A 16000-nucleotide genomic window follows, 5' to 3' on the forward strand; every position below is an offset into this window, starting at 1 on the left:
TTTCATTGAACACCATCCTATTGCTGTCCCTCATGATGTCCCGACTCTAGGTCTGTCAATAAATTTTATATCTTAAGTATTTCCGATAGATTCTTCTGTATTCCTGCCGCAACCTCAGGCTTATTCATGGAATACACATGTATATGCTTCACTCCATTTGCCATGAGATCTATGATCTGGTCTGTGGCGTATGCAATTCCCGCCTGCCTCATCGCAGCCTCAGTATCGCCAAATGCATCGACTATGCTCTTGAATCTCTCCGGCACGTTACAGCCTGAGAGCTTGACAGCATTCTTGACCTGTACTCTTCTTGTTATAGGCATAATACCCGGTATGATCGGCACTGATATTCCCGCCTCTCTGATTCTGTACATGAAATTAAAGAATATGTTGTTGTCGAAGAACATCTGGGTCGTAAGATAATCACATCCAGCATCGACCTTTTTCTTAAGCCCAATTATGTCTTCGTGCTTATTTGCCGAGTCTGGGTGTACCTCAGGGTAACATGCTCCGCCCACGCAGAAATCTCCTGTCTCCTTGATGAGCTCCACCAGCTCTGATGCATGTGAGAACTCTGCAAATACCTGTCCATCATAGTTCTTCGGTATATCGCCGCGGAGAGCAAGTATATTCTCTATACCGGCATTCTTCATGTCAGCAAGCGCAGTCTTGATGCCCTCTTTGCTGGCACACACGCATGTCAGATGTGCTATGGTCGGCACGTCGTACTTCTCCTGGATCTCCTGGGCAAGCTGGATCGTATGTCCCTTGGTGCTTCCCCCGGCACCATATGTAACGCTCATGTAATCCGGCTTAAATGCCGCTATACCAAGCGCCGCTGCCTCAACATCCGCAAAGTCTGTATCCTTCTTTGGCGGGAACACCTCAAATGAGAGTGTCGCCTTGTCCTGTGTGATCAAATCTCTTATCTTCATGTACTACCTCTGTATATTTGTCTATTCCTGTTTATTTCAATCTGGACTCATTTATATCCGGACTCATTTGTATCCGGTCCCGATAAATAATTTTGCTTTTTTTCTTACAGCTCTTCAAGCAGCGTCGGTATCTCCATAAGTGTTTTCACCTCATAGTCCGGATGTATATCCGCCGCCTGCTGCCCATCCGGATTGAACCATATCGTCCTTATCCCAGCATTTATTCCGCCCTGTATATCTGATGTCAGACTGTCTCCTATGATCACAGTCTCATCTGCCTTTATCTCTGGTCTCCTGCCAAAGCAATAGTCAAAGAATTCTCTGGACGGTTTCTCTGCTCCGGCATCCTCAGATATGAATATATCCTCAAAATACTTGCCTATACCGCTGTCCGCAAGTCGTCCGCTCTGTACATTTGAGCCGCCATTTGACACAATGTACATTCTGTATCTTCCGTGCAAGGTTTCAAGCAGCTTTATCGTATCAGGGAATACAAATCCCTTCTGGCTGAGCTGATCCTCATAGTAGGCTGTCGCCTCTGCAGCAGAGTATTCAACTCCCAGCTCTGCAAAAAGTATCTCATATCTGCTCTCCTTCACCTGCTGCCTTGTGAGCAGTCCCTGTTCAAGCAGTTTCCATCTCGATTTGTTGATCTCGCTGTATCTGGATATGACCTTTTCTGTAGGCTCCACCCCTATATGCCTGAGCATATTGGAGAGCGCTCTGCTCTCGCTGCGCTTGAAGTCCAGCAGTGTCTCATCCAGATCAAACAATATGTTCTGTACCATATAACTTCCTTATATCTTTCTTTTCAAATTCATATGCTGACTTATCAATGTCTGCCGTTATGGTTCTGTATTTTATACATTACTCTTATGCGTAGCTGCCGGATTTTTCCAGTGCGCACATTCTTAAATATTATATTCCACTCACCTGATAATAGCAATAGAGCCGGTTACAAATCTTCTGCTGTGACCGCCCTCTCTTCGGCAATCCCGCACGATCCGCAACCGGCTCTGTTCCGTCTATTTTATTAAGTTTATTTGTATTTTCATTTACTTCATGCTCTTGCTGAGTCCGCTCATCGCGAACTCTGACAACTGTTTTCTGTAGAGAAGTGAACTGAGCAGATACTCTATAACACCACCCAAAAGGATGGCCGCATATCCAAGGATAGCAAGCTTTACAATTCCAAGGCTTATAACCTCCGATATATGATGGTGATACAACCAGGAATTTAGTGTTGACATGCAGGTCATTATCACCAGCATAAACACGATAAGACTTGCCACAAAATATTTGTAACATACGCCACAGAATATCATAGCTCCGAACAATATAAATATGATCATAAACAATGTATCCTGATAGTTTTCTGTATTCTCCGGATACATTCTGATAAGTATATATTTCTCCGCAACAAGTATTGTGAAAAGTACAAGATACACAACTGTGCTGACGATCACTGGCATTCCCACCTCCAGTTTTCTCTTCATCACGCTTGACTGCACATAGTCCGATGCATTCATGTATATTATCATCTGGTAGGCAAACATTCCAGTCAGCATAAAATAGAAACCGCCCAGAATATTCGTTCCGTGTGATGACAGTTCGAACACAAACCCTATTGCAGTGAACAAAATAAGCATCATCACATTTGTCTTTAACTTATATCCATATCTGAGAAGTTTAAAACCAAGTATCAAATCTTTCATCCCTTAATCCTCCTTGTCTAATATATATCATTCCTCCCGCCGGCAGGCGGGGCGGATAGTCTAAGCCGTTTCCAGCCTTGAACAACAATCTGTTAATCCATATCCAGATAAGACGCCTCAACCTTGCGGTACATATGTCTGCGCGTCACATATATTCCAACCGGCAGCAATACCGCCAGTGCTGCAACTATGAGCCATGTAAACTTCTGCAATCCCGAAGATATCGTTATATATATAACCGCAGCTCCCGATGCTCCTGATGACAGCATGGACAGCAGACTCATGACCTGAACATTCTGGACATATCTCGTAATGTTCAGCGCCCACACGGAAATATCTGCTGTGAGCAGTATCGACAGGCAAAGCAGTCTTACCGGGTTACCCACCATAATTTCATATGGTACGGCCACTATCACCATGCATATCGCGATCCTCGCCGGTCGGACAAGCAGATCCGCCGTAAGCGCATTCCGTAACATGGCTTTCCCCTTTGTTGACGTCTTCAGATAATCCATTCCAAGGCAGCCCTTCACACATATTGCACCGAATCCCCAATAATCAGCCATAACCTCGATCGCAGTCATGAGCGCCGCTCCCACACCGAGCATGACCGCTGTTACATAATATTTTCTCACTCCTATATCGATCAATGCCAGTATCACCCCCAGTATGATCGGTATCAACACATTACACACTAGCCGGTATTTTCCATTCGTAATGGCTCTGTAATCCTTTATCATCCTCATAATTACGCTCCTATAAATACGTGAAACACTCTAAGCTGTTTTACTTTAATACCATTTTTGTATTATTCTTCATGACCGCTACACTTATCTGAAACAGCGATGGTATCTCCTTGCTCACATTCATGCCGGCTAGCTTGTCCAGATTCTCTGCAAGACAGATTCCCTCAAAACCATATGGATTCTTAGTCATGGTATAAAGAATCTTTGATGCCGCCTCTGCATCCTGGGCATCTCCCTTTATCAGTATGTATTTCTCCTTCAGATCCTCCACAAATCCGCACTCGACCACATTTCCATGTTCCATGATGATCGCATAATCAGTGATGCTCTCCATATCGGATATATTGTGTGTTGAGAACAATACACTCTTCTCCCCCGCTCCGTCGCTTATATAATCGCCGATCATCTGGCACAGCTTGTCTCGCATAAGCGGATCAAGAGGCGATGCCGGCTCATCGAGCAGCAGCAGGTCTGTATCCCTCGCCATGACTCCTGCAAGCATCAGCTTAGTTCTGGTTCCATCAGAGAGTGCTGAACACTTTTTCTTCAGAGCAACACCGTCCGGGGAATCAGGAAATATCGCAAGTTCTCGGCAATATCTTTCGAACTCGTCCCTGTCAAAATTGTCAAAGAGCAGACTGCTTATCTCCTCCACATCAGATACAGTCCACTGTGGAAGGTAATATCTGCCTGTTCCCGTATAGCCTATCCTGTTCTTTACATCCGCCCTTCTCTCCTTCTCCTCCGATGAATACTTGTCAAAGAAAGTCAGCTCACCTTTGTAATCAAGCCTTATTCCTGAAAGCATATTGAGAAGTGTCGTCTTTCCCGCTCCATTTTCTCCGATGAGTGCTGTCGCAAATCCATTCGGCACCCTCAAATCCGGTATATCCAGTGTAAATGTCTTAAACTTTTTGGAAATATTCTCCCCTTTTACAGCGCAGTCATAATTCATCATCCAATCCTCCATTAAACCTTAAACTCTCTTCACGTCTTTCTTTTTCCCTGTTCTCTGTCTGCTTTGTTCTCTGTCCGCTTTGTTCTCTGTCTGTTTTGTTCCCTGCCTGTCAGATTGTCAATCCTGTACCATAAGCAAGGCATCAAGCATATTCTTTAGTTCATCGTCCGACAACCCCGCAATACGTGCCGCAGCTATGGCCTCCGTCAAAGATGCCTCTACCTTTCGAAGATGCTGCTCTATCAGCATCTCACTGTCCTGTGCATTCACATAAAAGCCCTTGCCCTGTTCAGCCGTGACCAGCCCTTCCTGCTCCAGCAGCTCATAAGCTTTCATGGTGGTGATAACACTTATCTTCAGATCCCGTGCCAGCCCCCTGATAGACGGCAGATATTCGCCCTGGGCATATTTGCCCGCCAGAATGTCCGACTTGAAGCTGTCTGCTATCTGCTGATATATAGGCACTCCTGAGTTCTGAGAAAGTCTCATATGTACACCTCCTTAAACTGTTCTCAACTGTTTATATGTTATATATACACTATGTACAGATGTGTGTCAACAACTTTTTACTCTAAACCCTAAAATAATAATATCTTCATCTCCTTGTCCACGCAAAAAATCCCCGCCGGCACTGATCTGTTCGGTACCGGCGGGGATTTATCTGTCATATTATTCTATTGTTCAAGCGGGCATGTTATCTGGAACATCTCCTCACACACCTTGTGTACAAGTCTGGCTGTCTCCGTGTCTGCCAGCTTGTAATATACCTCCTTGCCCTCTCTGCGGCTCACGATCAGGCCGCTGCCCTTGAGCTGCTTCAGGTGGTGCGATACGGCCGGATCACTCATCTCCATGGCCGCCGCTATGTTGCTGACACATTCCTCGAGGTGGCACAGCATCCAGAGTATCCTTAGCCTTGTGCCATCGCTGAGCTGTTTGAATATATCTGCCATGCTGCTGCAATCTTCCACAGACGGCATGCATTTTATGATCTTGTTCTCATTGTCGCAGTGACAATGCGGCAAATGTATCTCTCCCATGCGGTCTCCTCCTATTCTTTGAAGCTCAGTGCTCTTGTCGCATTTAATACCGCAAGGATCATAACTCCTACATCTGCGAATATTGCCCACCACATGTTGACAAATCCAACTGCGCCCAGTGCAAGGCATGCAAACTTGATCACAAGTGCAAATACTATGTTCTGGTGTACGATCCTGAGTGTCTTCTTGGATATCTTCATGGCTGTCGCTATCTTTGCAGGATCATCATCCATGAGGACGATATCCGCAGCTTCGATAGCTGCATCGGAACCAAGGGCTCCCATGGCAATTCCTATATCTGCTCTCGAAAGTACAGGGGCGTCATTGATTCCATCTCCGACAAATGCAAGCTTCTCCTTCTCTCCCTTGGCTGCGATGAGCTTCTCGACCTCATCCACCTTGTCTCCAGGGAGAAGTTCACTTCTCACCTCATCCACGCCAAGCTCGCTTCCGACTGCATCTGCAACCTTCTTCGCATCACCTGTGAGCATGACTACCTTCTCCACGCCTGCTGCCTTGAGACCACTTATAGCCTCCTTTGCATTTGGCTTGACAACATCTGATATGAGAATATATCCTGCATACTTTCCATCCACGACAACATGTATCTCTGTTCCAACCGATGTAGGAACCGCTGCCTGTATGTTCATCTGCTTCATGAGCTTGACATTTCCTGCGGCAACCTCATGACCATCAACAACCGCTGACACACCGTGTCCGCTGATCTCCTTTGCGTCTGTGACCCTGTTGTTGTCGATTTCCTTGCCATATGCCTCCTTCAGGCTCTTGCTGATAGGATGGTTGGAATAGCTCTCGACCAGCGCTGCCTTTTCAAGAAGATCAGCTTCGCTCATTCCTCCCTCAGGATGTATCTCTGTAACCTGGAACACACCCTTTGTGAGTGTTCCTGTCTTATCGCACACGACATACTTTGTGTATGAGAGAGCCTCAAGATAGTTGGAACCCTTGACCAGAATACCCTTTGCCGAAGCTCCGCCGATTCCTCCAAAGAAGCTCAGTGGAATGGATATTACCAGTGCACATGGACAGCTTATAACAAGTGTTGTCAGTGCTCTGATGATCCACTTGGACCATGCTGCAGGATTACCCATGATAATGTTTACCAATGGCGGAAGCACTGCAAGCGCAAGTGCTGCTATACATACAGCCGGTGTATAATACTTTGCAAATCTTGTGATGAAGTTCTCTGATCTGGACTTCTTCATGCTTGAGTTCTCAACGAGATCAAGGATCTTTGATACAGTTGACTCTCCAAATTCCTTGGATGTCTCGATCTTGATAAGTCCTGTGAGGTTGACACATCCACTGATGATCTCATCGCCGACATGAACCTCTCTAGGTACGCTCTCACCTGTGAGGGCACTTGTGTTGAGTGAGGATGAGCCCTCCACAACCTTACCATCGATAGGCACCTTCTCGCCCGGCTGTACAACTATGACTGTTCCGATCTGAACGTCATCCGGATCAACCTGTTCCAGCTTGCCATCCTTCTCTATGTTGGCATAATCCGGACGGATATCCATGAGTGCTGTGATATTCTTCCTGCTCTTGCCTACGGCGTAGCTCTGGAACAGCTCGCCTATCTGGTAGAACAGCATAACCGCTGATGCCTCCTTGTACTCACCGAGCACCATGGCGCCAACCGTAGCTATAGCCATAAGGAAATTCTCGTCAAATACCTCTCCGTGTATGATTCCGAGAAATGCCTTTTTAAGTATATCGTAACCTATGACGAGATATGGAATCAGGTAAGCCACGATCTCTATGCATCGCCACATAACTGACGGATTCTCAAGATCCACCATCCCGGTCTTGTCAAGCACCGTAAATGTGACAGCCATGGCAACCAGAAGAACCGCCGATATTATAATTCTTCTGAGCACTTTTTTCTGTTTCTTTGTCATAACATCCTCCTATCTGATAGAGCACAGATCTTTCACAGTTAGCCGTGACTAAACAACCTGCTATACCATAATCCGGCAGTCATCATGCACATGCATAACCGCCTTTGGTTACATAAAGATCTCGCAGTCAGGCTCAACCTTCTTACAAGCCTTAAGTACATTCTTCATAACCTCAGCCTCGTCAGCTCCGTCGTCGAACTCAACGCTCATCTTCTGTGCCATGAATGCCACTGTTGCATCCTTAACACCTGCTACCTTCTTTGTAGCCTCCTCCATCTTTGCTGCACAGTTTGCACAATCAACTTCAATCTTATACTTCTTCATAATAGTTATCTCCTTTTCATTGTTCTCATTGAATCTATGAACATTTAAACATGTATTTAATTATATGTCAACAGTAAAATGCTATTCTTTTTAAAATTTATTTATATGAACATCTGTGCATTTAAAAAAACCTGTGTATATAACATATATTCACAGGACACGCGGAACGTGTCTTATCATATGCCATATACACAGGTTTTTGTTCCAGATATATCTGATTCCACTTTCAGATCATGTTTCAGATCCTACTTCAGATCCTCCACAAGCTCATAGAGAGCGATTGCTGAGTTGAAGTTATCAGGTATGATCTCATCACTTGGGATGACAACTCCGTACTTATCTGCTATCTCTGAAATGATAGAGATGATATCGAGTGACTCCAGGATTCCGTCGTCAACGAGTGCCTCCTCATTTTCAAAATCAACATTTGGCTTGATCTTCTTGAGCATCTCAATAAATTCTTTCATTGTTCAATTCTCCTTTGTATGATCTTCTCTGCAAACCATCTATACGTTCTGCTCTGCAAGCTTTCTTACTTCCTTTCGCAGAACTGAACCCTTGAACGTCTTTGGTATACTTTCAACATAGATATACTTTCTTGGAAGCTTGTAGCTCTCAAGTCTGTCAGCAAGAAAGCTTTCAAAATCAGCTTCCTCATAGCCATCCTTCTGCACGACCAGTATGACCGGAAGCTCTCCAGTGATCGGGTCTTTGATTGAAGTGTAAGCCACATCATCTATATGCTCATATCCAAGTGCAAGGTCTTCTATCTCTGCAGGAGATATCTTGCTTCCACCATAGTTTATCACATCATCGGCCCTGCCTACAAGTATGCAGTCGCCATCCTCATCCAGATATGCCAGATCCTTTGTCCTAACATATCCATCCACAATGGTCTCAGCAGTGAGTTCGGGGTCATTGTAATAGCCTTCCATGACTATAGAACCGCCCCAGGACAGAAGTGCCGGTGACTCCGGGCTGCCATTTGTAACCACGTTACCCTCGTCGTCAGAGAATCTTACGACCGAGTTCACGGTAGGTCTTCCTATACATCCTGTCTTGTTGCCATTGCCACTGAACTCCAGTATGCATGCGCATCCGGCTTCAGATGAACCATAGAAATTATACAGTCTTGTATGTGGAAGCAATCTGAGCAGCTTCTCCTTGTCTGACTCGGCAAGAGGTGCTGAGCCTATCTGTATATAATCAAGCTGATCTGCATAATCCGCGATCCTGTCATCAGACAAATGGAATATCATTCCGAGTGATGCCGGTGATATCGCCATGGATGTCACTCCGTATTTCTCTATGAGCTTCCACAGCGTTCCGATAAATACCATTCCGTCCATCAGACATACTGTGCCGCCATTTACCATGTCTGACTGGTATCTTCTTATTCCAAATGAATGGTTGAGAGGCATTGGTATTATCTCCACATTGCCCTTCTTCATGGCTGTTCCCTCGATGACATTGCCGGCTATTCCCACATCACCTCTGTGGTGCATGACAACGCCCTTTGAAGATCCAGTAGTTCCCGTTGTGAAGAGCAGCATCGATCTGTCCTCCTCACCCGGAAGCTCAAGCTCTGCCTCGCTCTCATCCTTCATCCTGGTTATTATTTCCTTCTGGCTTATACACTTTATTCCATCCACAGGCTTGTCTGATATGAGACATGCCGCGTCAACTCTCTGGCCTATCTCAACTGCCCTCTCTGCGGATGTGGATTTCTCTATCGGCACGACAAGCACCTGCATGTACTGCAGTGCAGTGAACACTGTCAGATAATCTATGTTCTGTGTGCATCTGATCATTACATGATCGCCCTTGCATATGCCCATATCCCGCAAAGCGTGTGCAGTCTTTCTTATATTGCTCCAATACTCTGCGTATGTGACTGTCTTTCTTAGCTCACACACCGCCAGAGTGTCCGGCTGCGTCTGGGCATACTCCTGAATATAATGTAATACCGTCTGCTTATACATTATTCGTTCTCCTTCTTGTACTTCTCCCATTCTACCATGAGACTGCTTTCCTCATCTGCCCAGGCATCACAGGCATCAGTCCAACTCTGCTTCTGCTCATCTGTAAGCTTACTCTGCAGGCCGTAATTGTCCTCTATATATTGTGCAAGATATGTGGTAACCTTCTTGGCACCCGCAATATTTACATGCTTGCTGTTGTAGAAATCTGTTGAATAATCCAGATTCAGTTCATCAAGAACATTGTTCATGTTCAGATAATCATATCCCTTTGAGGCTATGTACTCGTCAAGCTGAAGCTGCTTGGATGCCTGACCCTTTGATGGGTAGTAAGGTGTCGCAACCAGCAGAACCTTAACTCCGAGCTCCTCTGCCTTTGTCTCTATGTCATCGATATATCCGAGTGTCTCATCCGACAGATGAAGCTGTCCGTCAGACTCGAACACAGGCTCCTTGATCTTCGTGATCTTCGACCTCTGCCTACCTGTCTTGAACTCGTCCGTTCCCTGATTGAGTCTGTCTATAAGCACCTGTCTGTCAAATGTCAGCAGATTATCGTGATACTTCAGAATAGGGAACATGAGCTCGAACTTTGACTTCTCATCCGCTCTGTAATACTTCTGTATCATCTCAAACTTCGTCGATGATGGTCTCATGCCCGATGTCATGACCTCCATACGATAATTGTAATGCTCATCCTTTATCTTTGTGACATCGCCTCGTATGATAATACTTCTGACCTCAACCACAAACAGATCCAGATCCTGGGTCTTGGCAGCCTCCTCCATGAGATACGGCGCAAGTCTGATATCCTGAGCCGCAGTACCTATGAGCATCGATGTGTAACCCTGCTCCTCATACGCCTGGGTCGGTATCCAGTATCTGTACATCGAACTGGAGCCGATGAGCACCGTATTGATGGTGTTATCCTCCTCCGCATAGTAGTTTGTCCACACATCAGAGTCAAAATCCTGTGGTCTCGCCAGTTCTCCCGCCTTGTTCAAGCCAAGGAAAAGCACTGTACATATCGAAAATACTGATATTGTATATTTTATCCACGCTGGCATATCTTTCTCCCTTCTCATCAGAACTGTTCATATATAAATGATGCGCCCGCACCAGAGCCGTATACTCCGCATATGGCAATGAATGCCAGACCTGCTGCCATGACCAGCCATTTGAATACTATGTTCTGCTTTGCAAGCCATTCTCTGACATCGCCTGTGCTGCCTCTTCTCTCCATGATCTCCTGCGCGATGGACACAGCAAGAAGGAGAAGGCATCCAAATATCAAAACTCTCCACTCTCTTCCTGAAAGTGAAAATTCATCCACAATATTATACACCCTTGAGTGATCAAAAACCATGGAACGGATCATCCAGATCGAACTTCGGATTCCCTGTCCCATAAATATGAGACGTCCTATGACACAGAGGATGAATGTTCTGAGCATTCTGAATATCTCCCAGCTTATGCAGTCAGTCTTTATCCTGAGCGCCTTTGTAAGCTTTGCCAGCGGTTCCTCAAAAAGTGTCGACATGCATATCAGCACTCCGTGATACAAGCCCCATGCTATATAATTCCACTTTGCGCCGTGCCAGAGACCGGTCAGCACCCAAACACACAGGATAGGTATGCTCGCTGCAAATACCTTTCCTATCACATTTCCTAAGTGATCTCTTATCTTGACATTGAGCTTGAGGAACAGCTTTGATGTTGACACCGGGTAGAATACATATTCTCTGAAGAATGCACCCAGTGACAAATGCCATCTTCTCCAGAACTCAGGAAGTGTCTGTGAAAAGTATGGTCTTCTGAAGTTCTCTCCCAGAACGATGCCGAAGCACTCTGAAGTGCCCCTTACTATGTCCATACATCCTGAGAAATCGCAGTATATCTGGATGGAATATGCGATTCCCACTGCCAGGAATATTCCGCCATGATAATCAAATGTATGCCCAAATATCTCTTTTGTAAAAGCTCCTATCCTGTCAGCTATAACGATCTTCTTCACAAATCCCCAAAGCATGAGCCAGACACCTCTCATGATAGTGTCCATATTGAAGCTGTGCTCCTCCCAGAGCTGATATCCTACTTCCTCATATCTGGCTATAGGTCCCTGGGTAACATGTGGGAAATAAAGCACATATGACAGGTATCTGAAGAAATTCTTCTGCGCTGATATTCGTCCGTTATACAGATCCACGAGATATGAGATCATCATGAATGAGTAAAATGATATTCCCAAAGGTGCTATGAGATTCCAGTCAGGAATGCTCTGCAATCCGTCGTATGGTATGAATCTCTTTATATTGTCGAGCACAAAGCCAAATGCCTTGAACGCCGCCAGAACACCGATAACTATGACAAGTGCCCACACAAGGAACTTCTTTCTCTTCGCCTTCTCAGCAGCCTTGATCTTTCGTGCGGTTCTTCTGTCCGCATCCTTTGCCAGCTCCTCCTGCTCGTCCAGACTCTTCTGCAGCCTCAGTGAGAACAGATACACGACAACAGCCGTGGCAATGACCAGAAACAAGTACTCTATCCCGGCATATCCGTAGAACACAAGACTCGCAAGGAGCAGTATCACCCACTGTATCTTCTTTGGAACTATGTAGTATAGCACTATTGTACACAATAAAAAAACTATAAATGTATAAGTTACTACTGACATGTCCTCTCCCTCTTCTACAAGTAAAAATTATTTATACACTGCTAAACGCCGGCCAGTATTTTAACAGCAGCGCACATGCTACTGACATGACCGCCAGAACCAGCAGAGTTATCTTCCAGCCCTCTTTGAACATATACTTTGGCGACAGGCCGTATCCAACCGGTATCGCCCTGATGGATGTCGGAAGCATGTATGACAGGTTGACTCCCACAGATGCCACATATATGTACGGTATCGGATTGAGTCCGCAGCCCTGTGTGATGGATATTACCAGCGGCATGGCTACCGCAGCCGTGGCTGTGTTGGATGTCACATCCGACATGAGAAGTGTAACGGCAAGTATCACGAACACTGTGATAAATCCGCCCTTCATATCAAGCTTTGATATACACTCACCAAGTGCCTCTGCAGCACCGGATTTGTTGATGAGTGTTCCGGCGGCAAGTCCACCGGCAAATATATACATAAGTCCCCAGATGATCTTACCCTGAACATTCTTCCACACCATAATACGCTCTCCGTTCTTGTTGGTGAGAAGGAATGATACTATGGCGCATATGATAAATACATACGCCGGCTTGAGTCCCGGAAGTATGCTCTGGTAGAGCTGTCTGGTAAATGCAAGCACCGTGGCAAGAACAAATAACACAAGTGCTATCTTCTCCTCGTAGCTCATAGGAGGAAGCTCCTTGTATTTTGCTACAAAGTATTCCCTTGAACCGCCAAGCATCTCTGTCTTCTTCACATCACGGATCATGAACAGGATATTTACAAGCACAAGTATGAGCATGATAGGCAGGAATCTCACGACCCACGAAGAGTACATGTACTCCTCGCCTGTTATCTGCTGTATATATTCGACCGTCACAAGATTCATCGCACCTCCGAGCGGCGATGCCAGACCACCGAGTCCGGTTGCATATGCTATCGTGAGAAGTATCTTTGATGCAGTCTTGTTTGTCTTGATGTCGTCCATTCCTATATACTTGAGCATGGCGATCGCTATAGGTGTGATCGTCGCACATACCACTGCATTTGGAAGCACCGCTGACAGAACTGCAGACAACACAAACCAGAACACAAGCTGTATCCTCAAACTGCTGCCGATAAGTCTCAGGAATGTAATGGCTATCCTCTTGTCAAGCCCGGTATTCTCCCACATCACGCTTATGATGGAAGCTCCCAGAAGAAGCAGTATCGTCTCGTCTGCGTAGTTGGAAATGACCGCCGACATGTCAGTCATCTGAAATATCGCATTTAAGGCTATCGGGAGGAATGCAGTTACCGCATAGTCCACCGGGCCTGTTACCCACCAGTACGCCATCCACATGATGGTTCCTATCGCTGCTCTTGACTCAAATGTCGTGAATACTCCGTGTGGCAAAAGTGCCGTAAACAGCCCGAATAACAATGGGCCGATCAGTAAATGTACTATTCTCTTTCGTTCTTTCATAAATATATCTCCTATTTTCAATAAAACACTGATTTTAAATTATACACATTTAAAATTAATCTTTCATTAAAAAAATTAATATATATTAAAATCCACAGACATTATTCTGCATTTACCGGGATTTTAAATGTAAACAGGCTTCCTTTTCCGGGCTCACTGTCAACATCCACGATTCCGCCGTAATATCTGGCGATCTGCATTACCTGTGACAACCCCAGGCCAAAACCCTCCGCACTTCTGTCCGGCTCACCTCTGTAAAAACTCTCAAATATCTTTTCCTTTGTGCTCTTATCCATTCCCCGGCCCTCATCCCTGACCGAGATAAAATAGCTGTCATTTTTCACACCGCAGGACACATGGATATTACCTCCATCATTGCTGTACTTCACCGCATTTGACATCAGATTGTTCACGACGATAACTATATGGTTCATATTCGCTTTGACCATCGTCGGCTTCAGGTCGTAGGTAAACTTAAGATTCTTCTTACAGATGTACTCCACATCATCGCACACAGACTCCACCACATCCAGCAGATCTACATCCTCAACCGCTATGACTGCGTTTTCATTGTCCATGACCGACATCTGAAGAAGCTGTTCTATGAGCCCCTTCATACGTGAGGTCTGTCTCTCGAATACCTCTATGCTCTCAAGCATCTCCTCATCGCCATTCTTCTCCGCGATCTCCCTGGAAAGCTGACACTGGGCATGCATGACTGCTACAGGTGTTCTCAGCTCATGGGATACATTTGCATTGAACTCAGCCTGTCTCTCAAGCTCCTGATGGACTTTTCTGTACAGGTTGTTATTCGCATCGGTCAGCATATCAAGCTCTTTGAACGGACCGTCATACTCCAGATTCTCTGTAAAATCAAGATTGTCCACGCTCTTATCTATCGAACGGTTCAGGCTTCCCATTGGAACTGCTATCAGTTTCCTCAAAGCAAATGCATATATCACAAATGCTATCAGCACGATTCCAATAACACAGTATGATTTATATAACAGTTCACTGTAATTGCTCTCTATATCCCTGACGGATACCATGACACAGATCTTGTATTTAGAAGTCTTCTTCAGCGGCTCTTTGTCTGTTCTTCCCTGCCTGACGACCGCAAAATACTTGACCTTCCCTGCATCTATATGCATAAGATCTCTTATGCTTATATCCGGATTATCCGCATATTCCTCAGGCACCTCGCCGTCAAGGATCTCGCCGTCATTTCCCTGAAGGAACACATATATCTGCTCATTACTGTCCGGATCGTCTTCACGGTCGTAAAATCCATCATCTATATGTGGCTTCTTCTGTGAATCATACACTATGTATCGTCTGATCTGGGCTACCTCCTGTGTCAGCTTCTTATAAGCCATCAGGTTCATATCATCCTTCTTAAGATTGTTCTGGATGACCAGCAGACAAGATATACCCACCACCAGAATAAGCGCTGTAATTATAATAGTGTATGTTACAAATGATATTTTTCTCTTTAACATTCCAGTTTATAGCCGACACCTCTTATAGTATGGATCAGCTTCTCCTCATAATTATCGTCTATCTTCCTTCTCAGATAACGGATATACACATCTATCACATTTGAATTGACATCGTCATCTATGTTCCAGATGTTCACCCGTATCTGTTCCCTAGTTACTACCACATTTCTGTTTCTGGCTAGGTACTCAAGGATAGCATACTCCCTGACCGTGAGATCAATTACCTTTCCATCCCTGATCGCCTGTCTGTTGTTCATGTCGACCACCAGTGAACCACAGGTTATCACATTCTCATTTACCGGATTCTGGGTTCTCAGCATGACCCTGAGTCTTGCCATAAGCTCCGAGAACTCAAATGGCTTTGTCATATAATCGCTGGCTCCGGCATCCAGTCCCCTGACTATATCCTGTGTCTCCGTCTTGGCCGTGAGGAAAAGCACAGGAACCTGTATCCCCGCATTTCTCATCTCGCGCAGGACTGTTATTCCGTCCTTGTTCGGGATCATTATATCCATGATCGCCCCGTCGTAATTCTCCGCTTCCATATAATCAAGTGCCGCCTGTCCGTCATAACAGGCATCCACATTATAGCCCTCTTTGACCAGCTTACTGCATATTATGCTGTTCAGATCCTTCTCATCCTCAACTACAAGTACACGCATACATCCATCCTCCCTGTCATTTTCATCTGTTGGTCACTACAGTATATCGCTGCACGATCGCTGAACAGATATATATTGCCATGCTTTTAT

Annotated in this window: 16 protein-coding genes; all 16 read right to left on the reverse strand. The window is 45.3% G+C overall.

Annotated features, from left to right (window positions below; genetic code table 11):
* Window positions 1-65: 65 nt before the first annotated feature.
* The 16 genes from metF to ABUA31_RS12145 all read right to left on the reverse strand — a co-directional run bounded on the left by metF (window position 66) and on the right by ABUA31_RS12145 (window position 15910).
* Window positions 66-935: a methylenetetrahydrofolate reductase [NAD(P)H] gene (gene metF / locus ABUA31_RS12070; RefSeq protein WP_015533832.1), complete on the reverse strand. Its 870-nt coding sequence runs from the start codon at window positions 933-935 to the stop codon at window positions 66-68.
* A 104-nt stretch (window positions 936-1039) separates the two neighbouring features.
* Window positions 1040-1723, reverse strand: a complete 684-nt coding sequence (locus ABUA31_RS12075; protein ID WP_015533831.1) for a YjjG family noncanonical pyrimidine nucleotidase — start codon at window positions 1721-1723, stop codon at window positions 1040-1042.
* A 267-nt stretch (window positions 1724-1990) separates the two neighbouring features.
* A complete protein-coding gene (locus ABUA31_RS12080) occupies window positions 1991-2650 on the reverse strand; it encodes a hypothetical protein (RefSeq protein ID WP_022216674.1) in 660 nt (219 codons plus the stop codon).
* Window positions 2651-2742: 92 nt separating this feature from the next.
* Window positions 2743-3396: a hypothetical protein gene (locus ABUA31_RS12085; RefSeq protein WP_015533830.1), complete on the reverse strand. Its 654-nt coding sequence runs from the start codon at window positions 3394-3396 to the stop codon at window positions 2743-2745.
* Between the two features lie 40 nt (window positions 3397-3436).
* On the reverse strand, window positions 3437-4354 hold the full coding sequence (locus tag ABUA31_RS12090; RefSeq protein WP_349818929.1) for an ATP-binding cassette domain-containing protein: 918 nt from the start codon (window positions 4352-4354) through the stop codon (window positions 3437-3439).
* A 117-nt stretch (window positions 4355-4471) separates the two neighbouring features.
* Window positions 4472-4843, reverse strand: coding sequence for a GntR family transcriptional regulator (locus ABUA31_RS12095; RefSeq protein ID WP_022058324.1), 372 nt, complete (start codon window positions 4841-4843; stop codon window positions 4472-4474).
* 185 nt (window positions 4844-5028) lie between these two features.
* On the reverse strand, window positions 5029-5394 hold the full coding sequence (locus tag ABUA31_RS12100) for an ArsR/SmtB family transcription factor (protein WP_022216672.1): 366 nt from the start codon (window positions 5392-5394) through the stop codon (window positions 5029-5031).
* Window positions 5395-5405: 11 nt separating this feature from the next.
* Complete coding sequence (locus tag ABUA31_RS12105; RefSeq protein WP_055273724.1) at window positions 5406-7319, reverse strand: heavy metal translocating P-type ATPase; 1914 nt, start codon at window positions 7317-7319, stop codon at window positions 5406-5408.
* A gap of 108 nt (window positions 7320-7427) precedes the next feature.
* Window positions 7428-7646, reverse strand: a complete 219-nt coding sequence (locus ABUA31_RS12110) for a cation transporter (RefSeq protein WP_055146474.1) — start codon at window positions 7644-7646, stop codon at window positions 7428-7430.
* A gap of 242 nt (window positions 7647-7888) precedes the next feature.
* The gene (locus tag ABUA31_RS12115; protein WP_015533823.1) at window positions 7889-8110 is read right to left on the reverse strand and encodes an acyl carrier protein; all 222 of its coding nucleotides are present in this window, start codon (window positions 8108-8110) and stop codon (window positions 7889-7891) included.
* A gap of 39 nt (window positions 8111-8149) precedes the next feature.
* Window positions 8150-9625 carry a class I adenylate-forming enzyme family protein gene (locus tag ABUA31_RS12120; RefSeq protein ID WP_349818930.1) on the reverse strand — a complete coding sequence of 492 codons (1476 nt, stop codon included), beginning with the start codon at window positions 9623-9625 and terminating at the stop codon, window positions 8150-8152.
* Window positions 9625-10689, reverse strand: a complete 1065-nt coding sequence (locus ABUA31_RS12125) for a hypothetical protein (protein ID WP_055223172.1) — start codon at window positions 10687-10689, stop codon at window positions 9625-9627. The genes ABUA31_RS12120 and ABUA31_RS12125 overlap by 1 nt, the downstream gene beginning before the upstream one ends.
* 17 nt (window positions 10690-10706) lie before the next feature.
* On the reverse strand, window positions 10707-12296 hold the full coding sequence (locus tag ABUA31_RS12130) for an MBOAT family O-acyltransferase (RefSeq protein ID WP_055280557.1): 1590 nt from the start codon (window positions 12294-12296) through the stop codon (window positions 10707-10709).
* Between the two features lie 31 nt (window positions 12297-12327).
* A complete protein-coding gene (locus ABUA31_RS12135) occupies window positions 12328-13749 on the reverse strand; it encodes an SLC13 family permease (RefSeq protein ID WP_015533820.1) in 1422 nt (473 codons plus the stop codon).
* A gap of 101 nt (window positions 13750-13850) precedes the next feature.
* Window positions 13851-15248 carry a sensor histidine kinase gene (locus tag ABUA31_RS12140; protein WP_349818931.1) on the reverse strand — a complete coding sequence of 466 codons (1398 nt, stop codon included), beginning with the start codon at window positions 15246-15248 and terminating at the stop codon, window positions 13851-13853.
* Window positions 15242-15910: a response regulator transcription factor gene (locus tag ABUA31_RS12145; RefSeq protein WP_015533818.1), complete on the reverse strand. Its 669-nt coding sequence runs from the start codon at window positions 15908-15910 to the stop codon at window positions 15242-15244. Before ABUA31_RS12145 ends, ABUA31_RS12140 begins: the two co-directional genes overlap by 7 nt.
* Window positions 15911-16000 lie beyond the last annotated feature (90 nt).

Source organism: Coprococcus sp. RTP31081st1_H1_RTP31081_211007 (assembly GCF_040227275.1).
In the GTDB taxonomy this organism is placed as follows: domain Bacteria; phylum Bacillota; class Clostridia; order Lachnospirales; family Lachnospiraceae; genus Coprococcus; species Coprococcus aceti.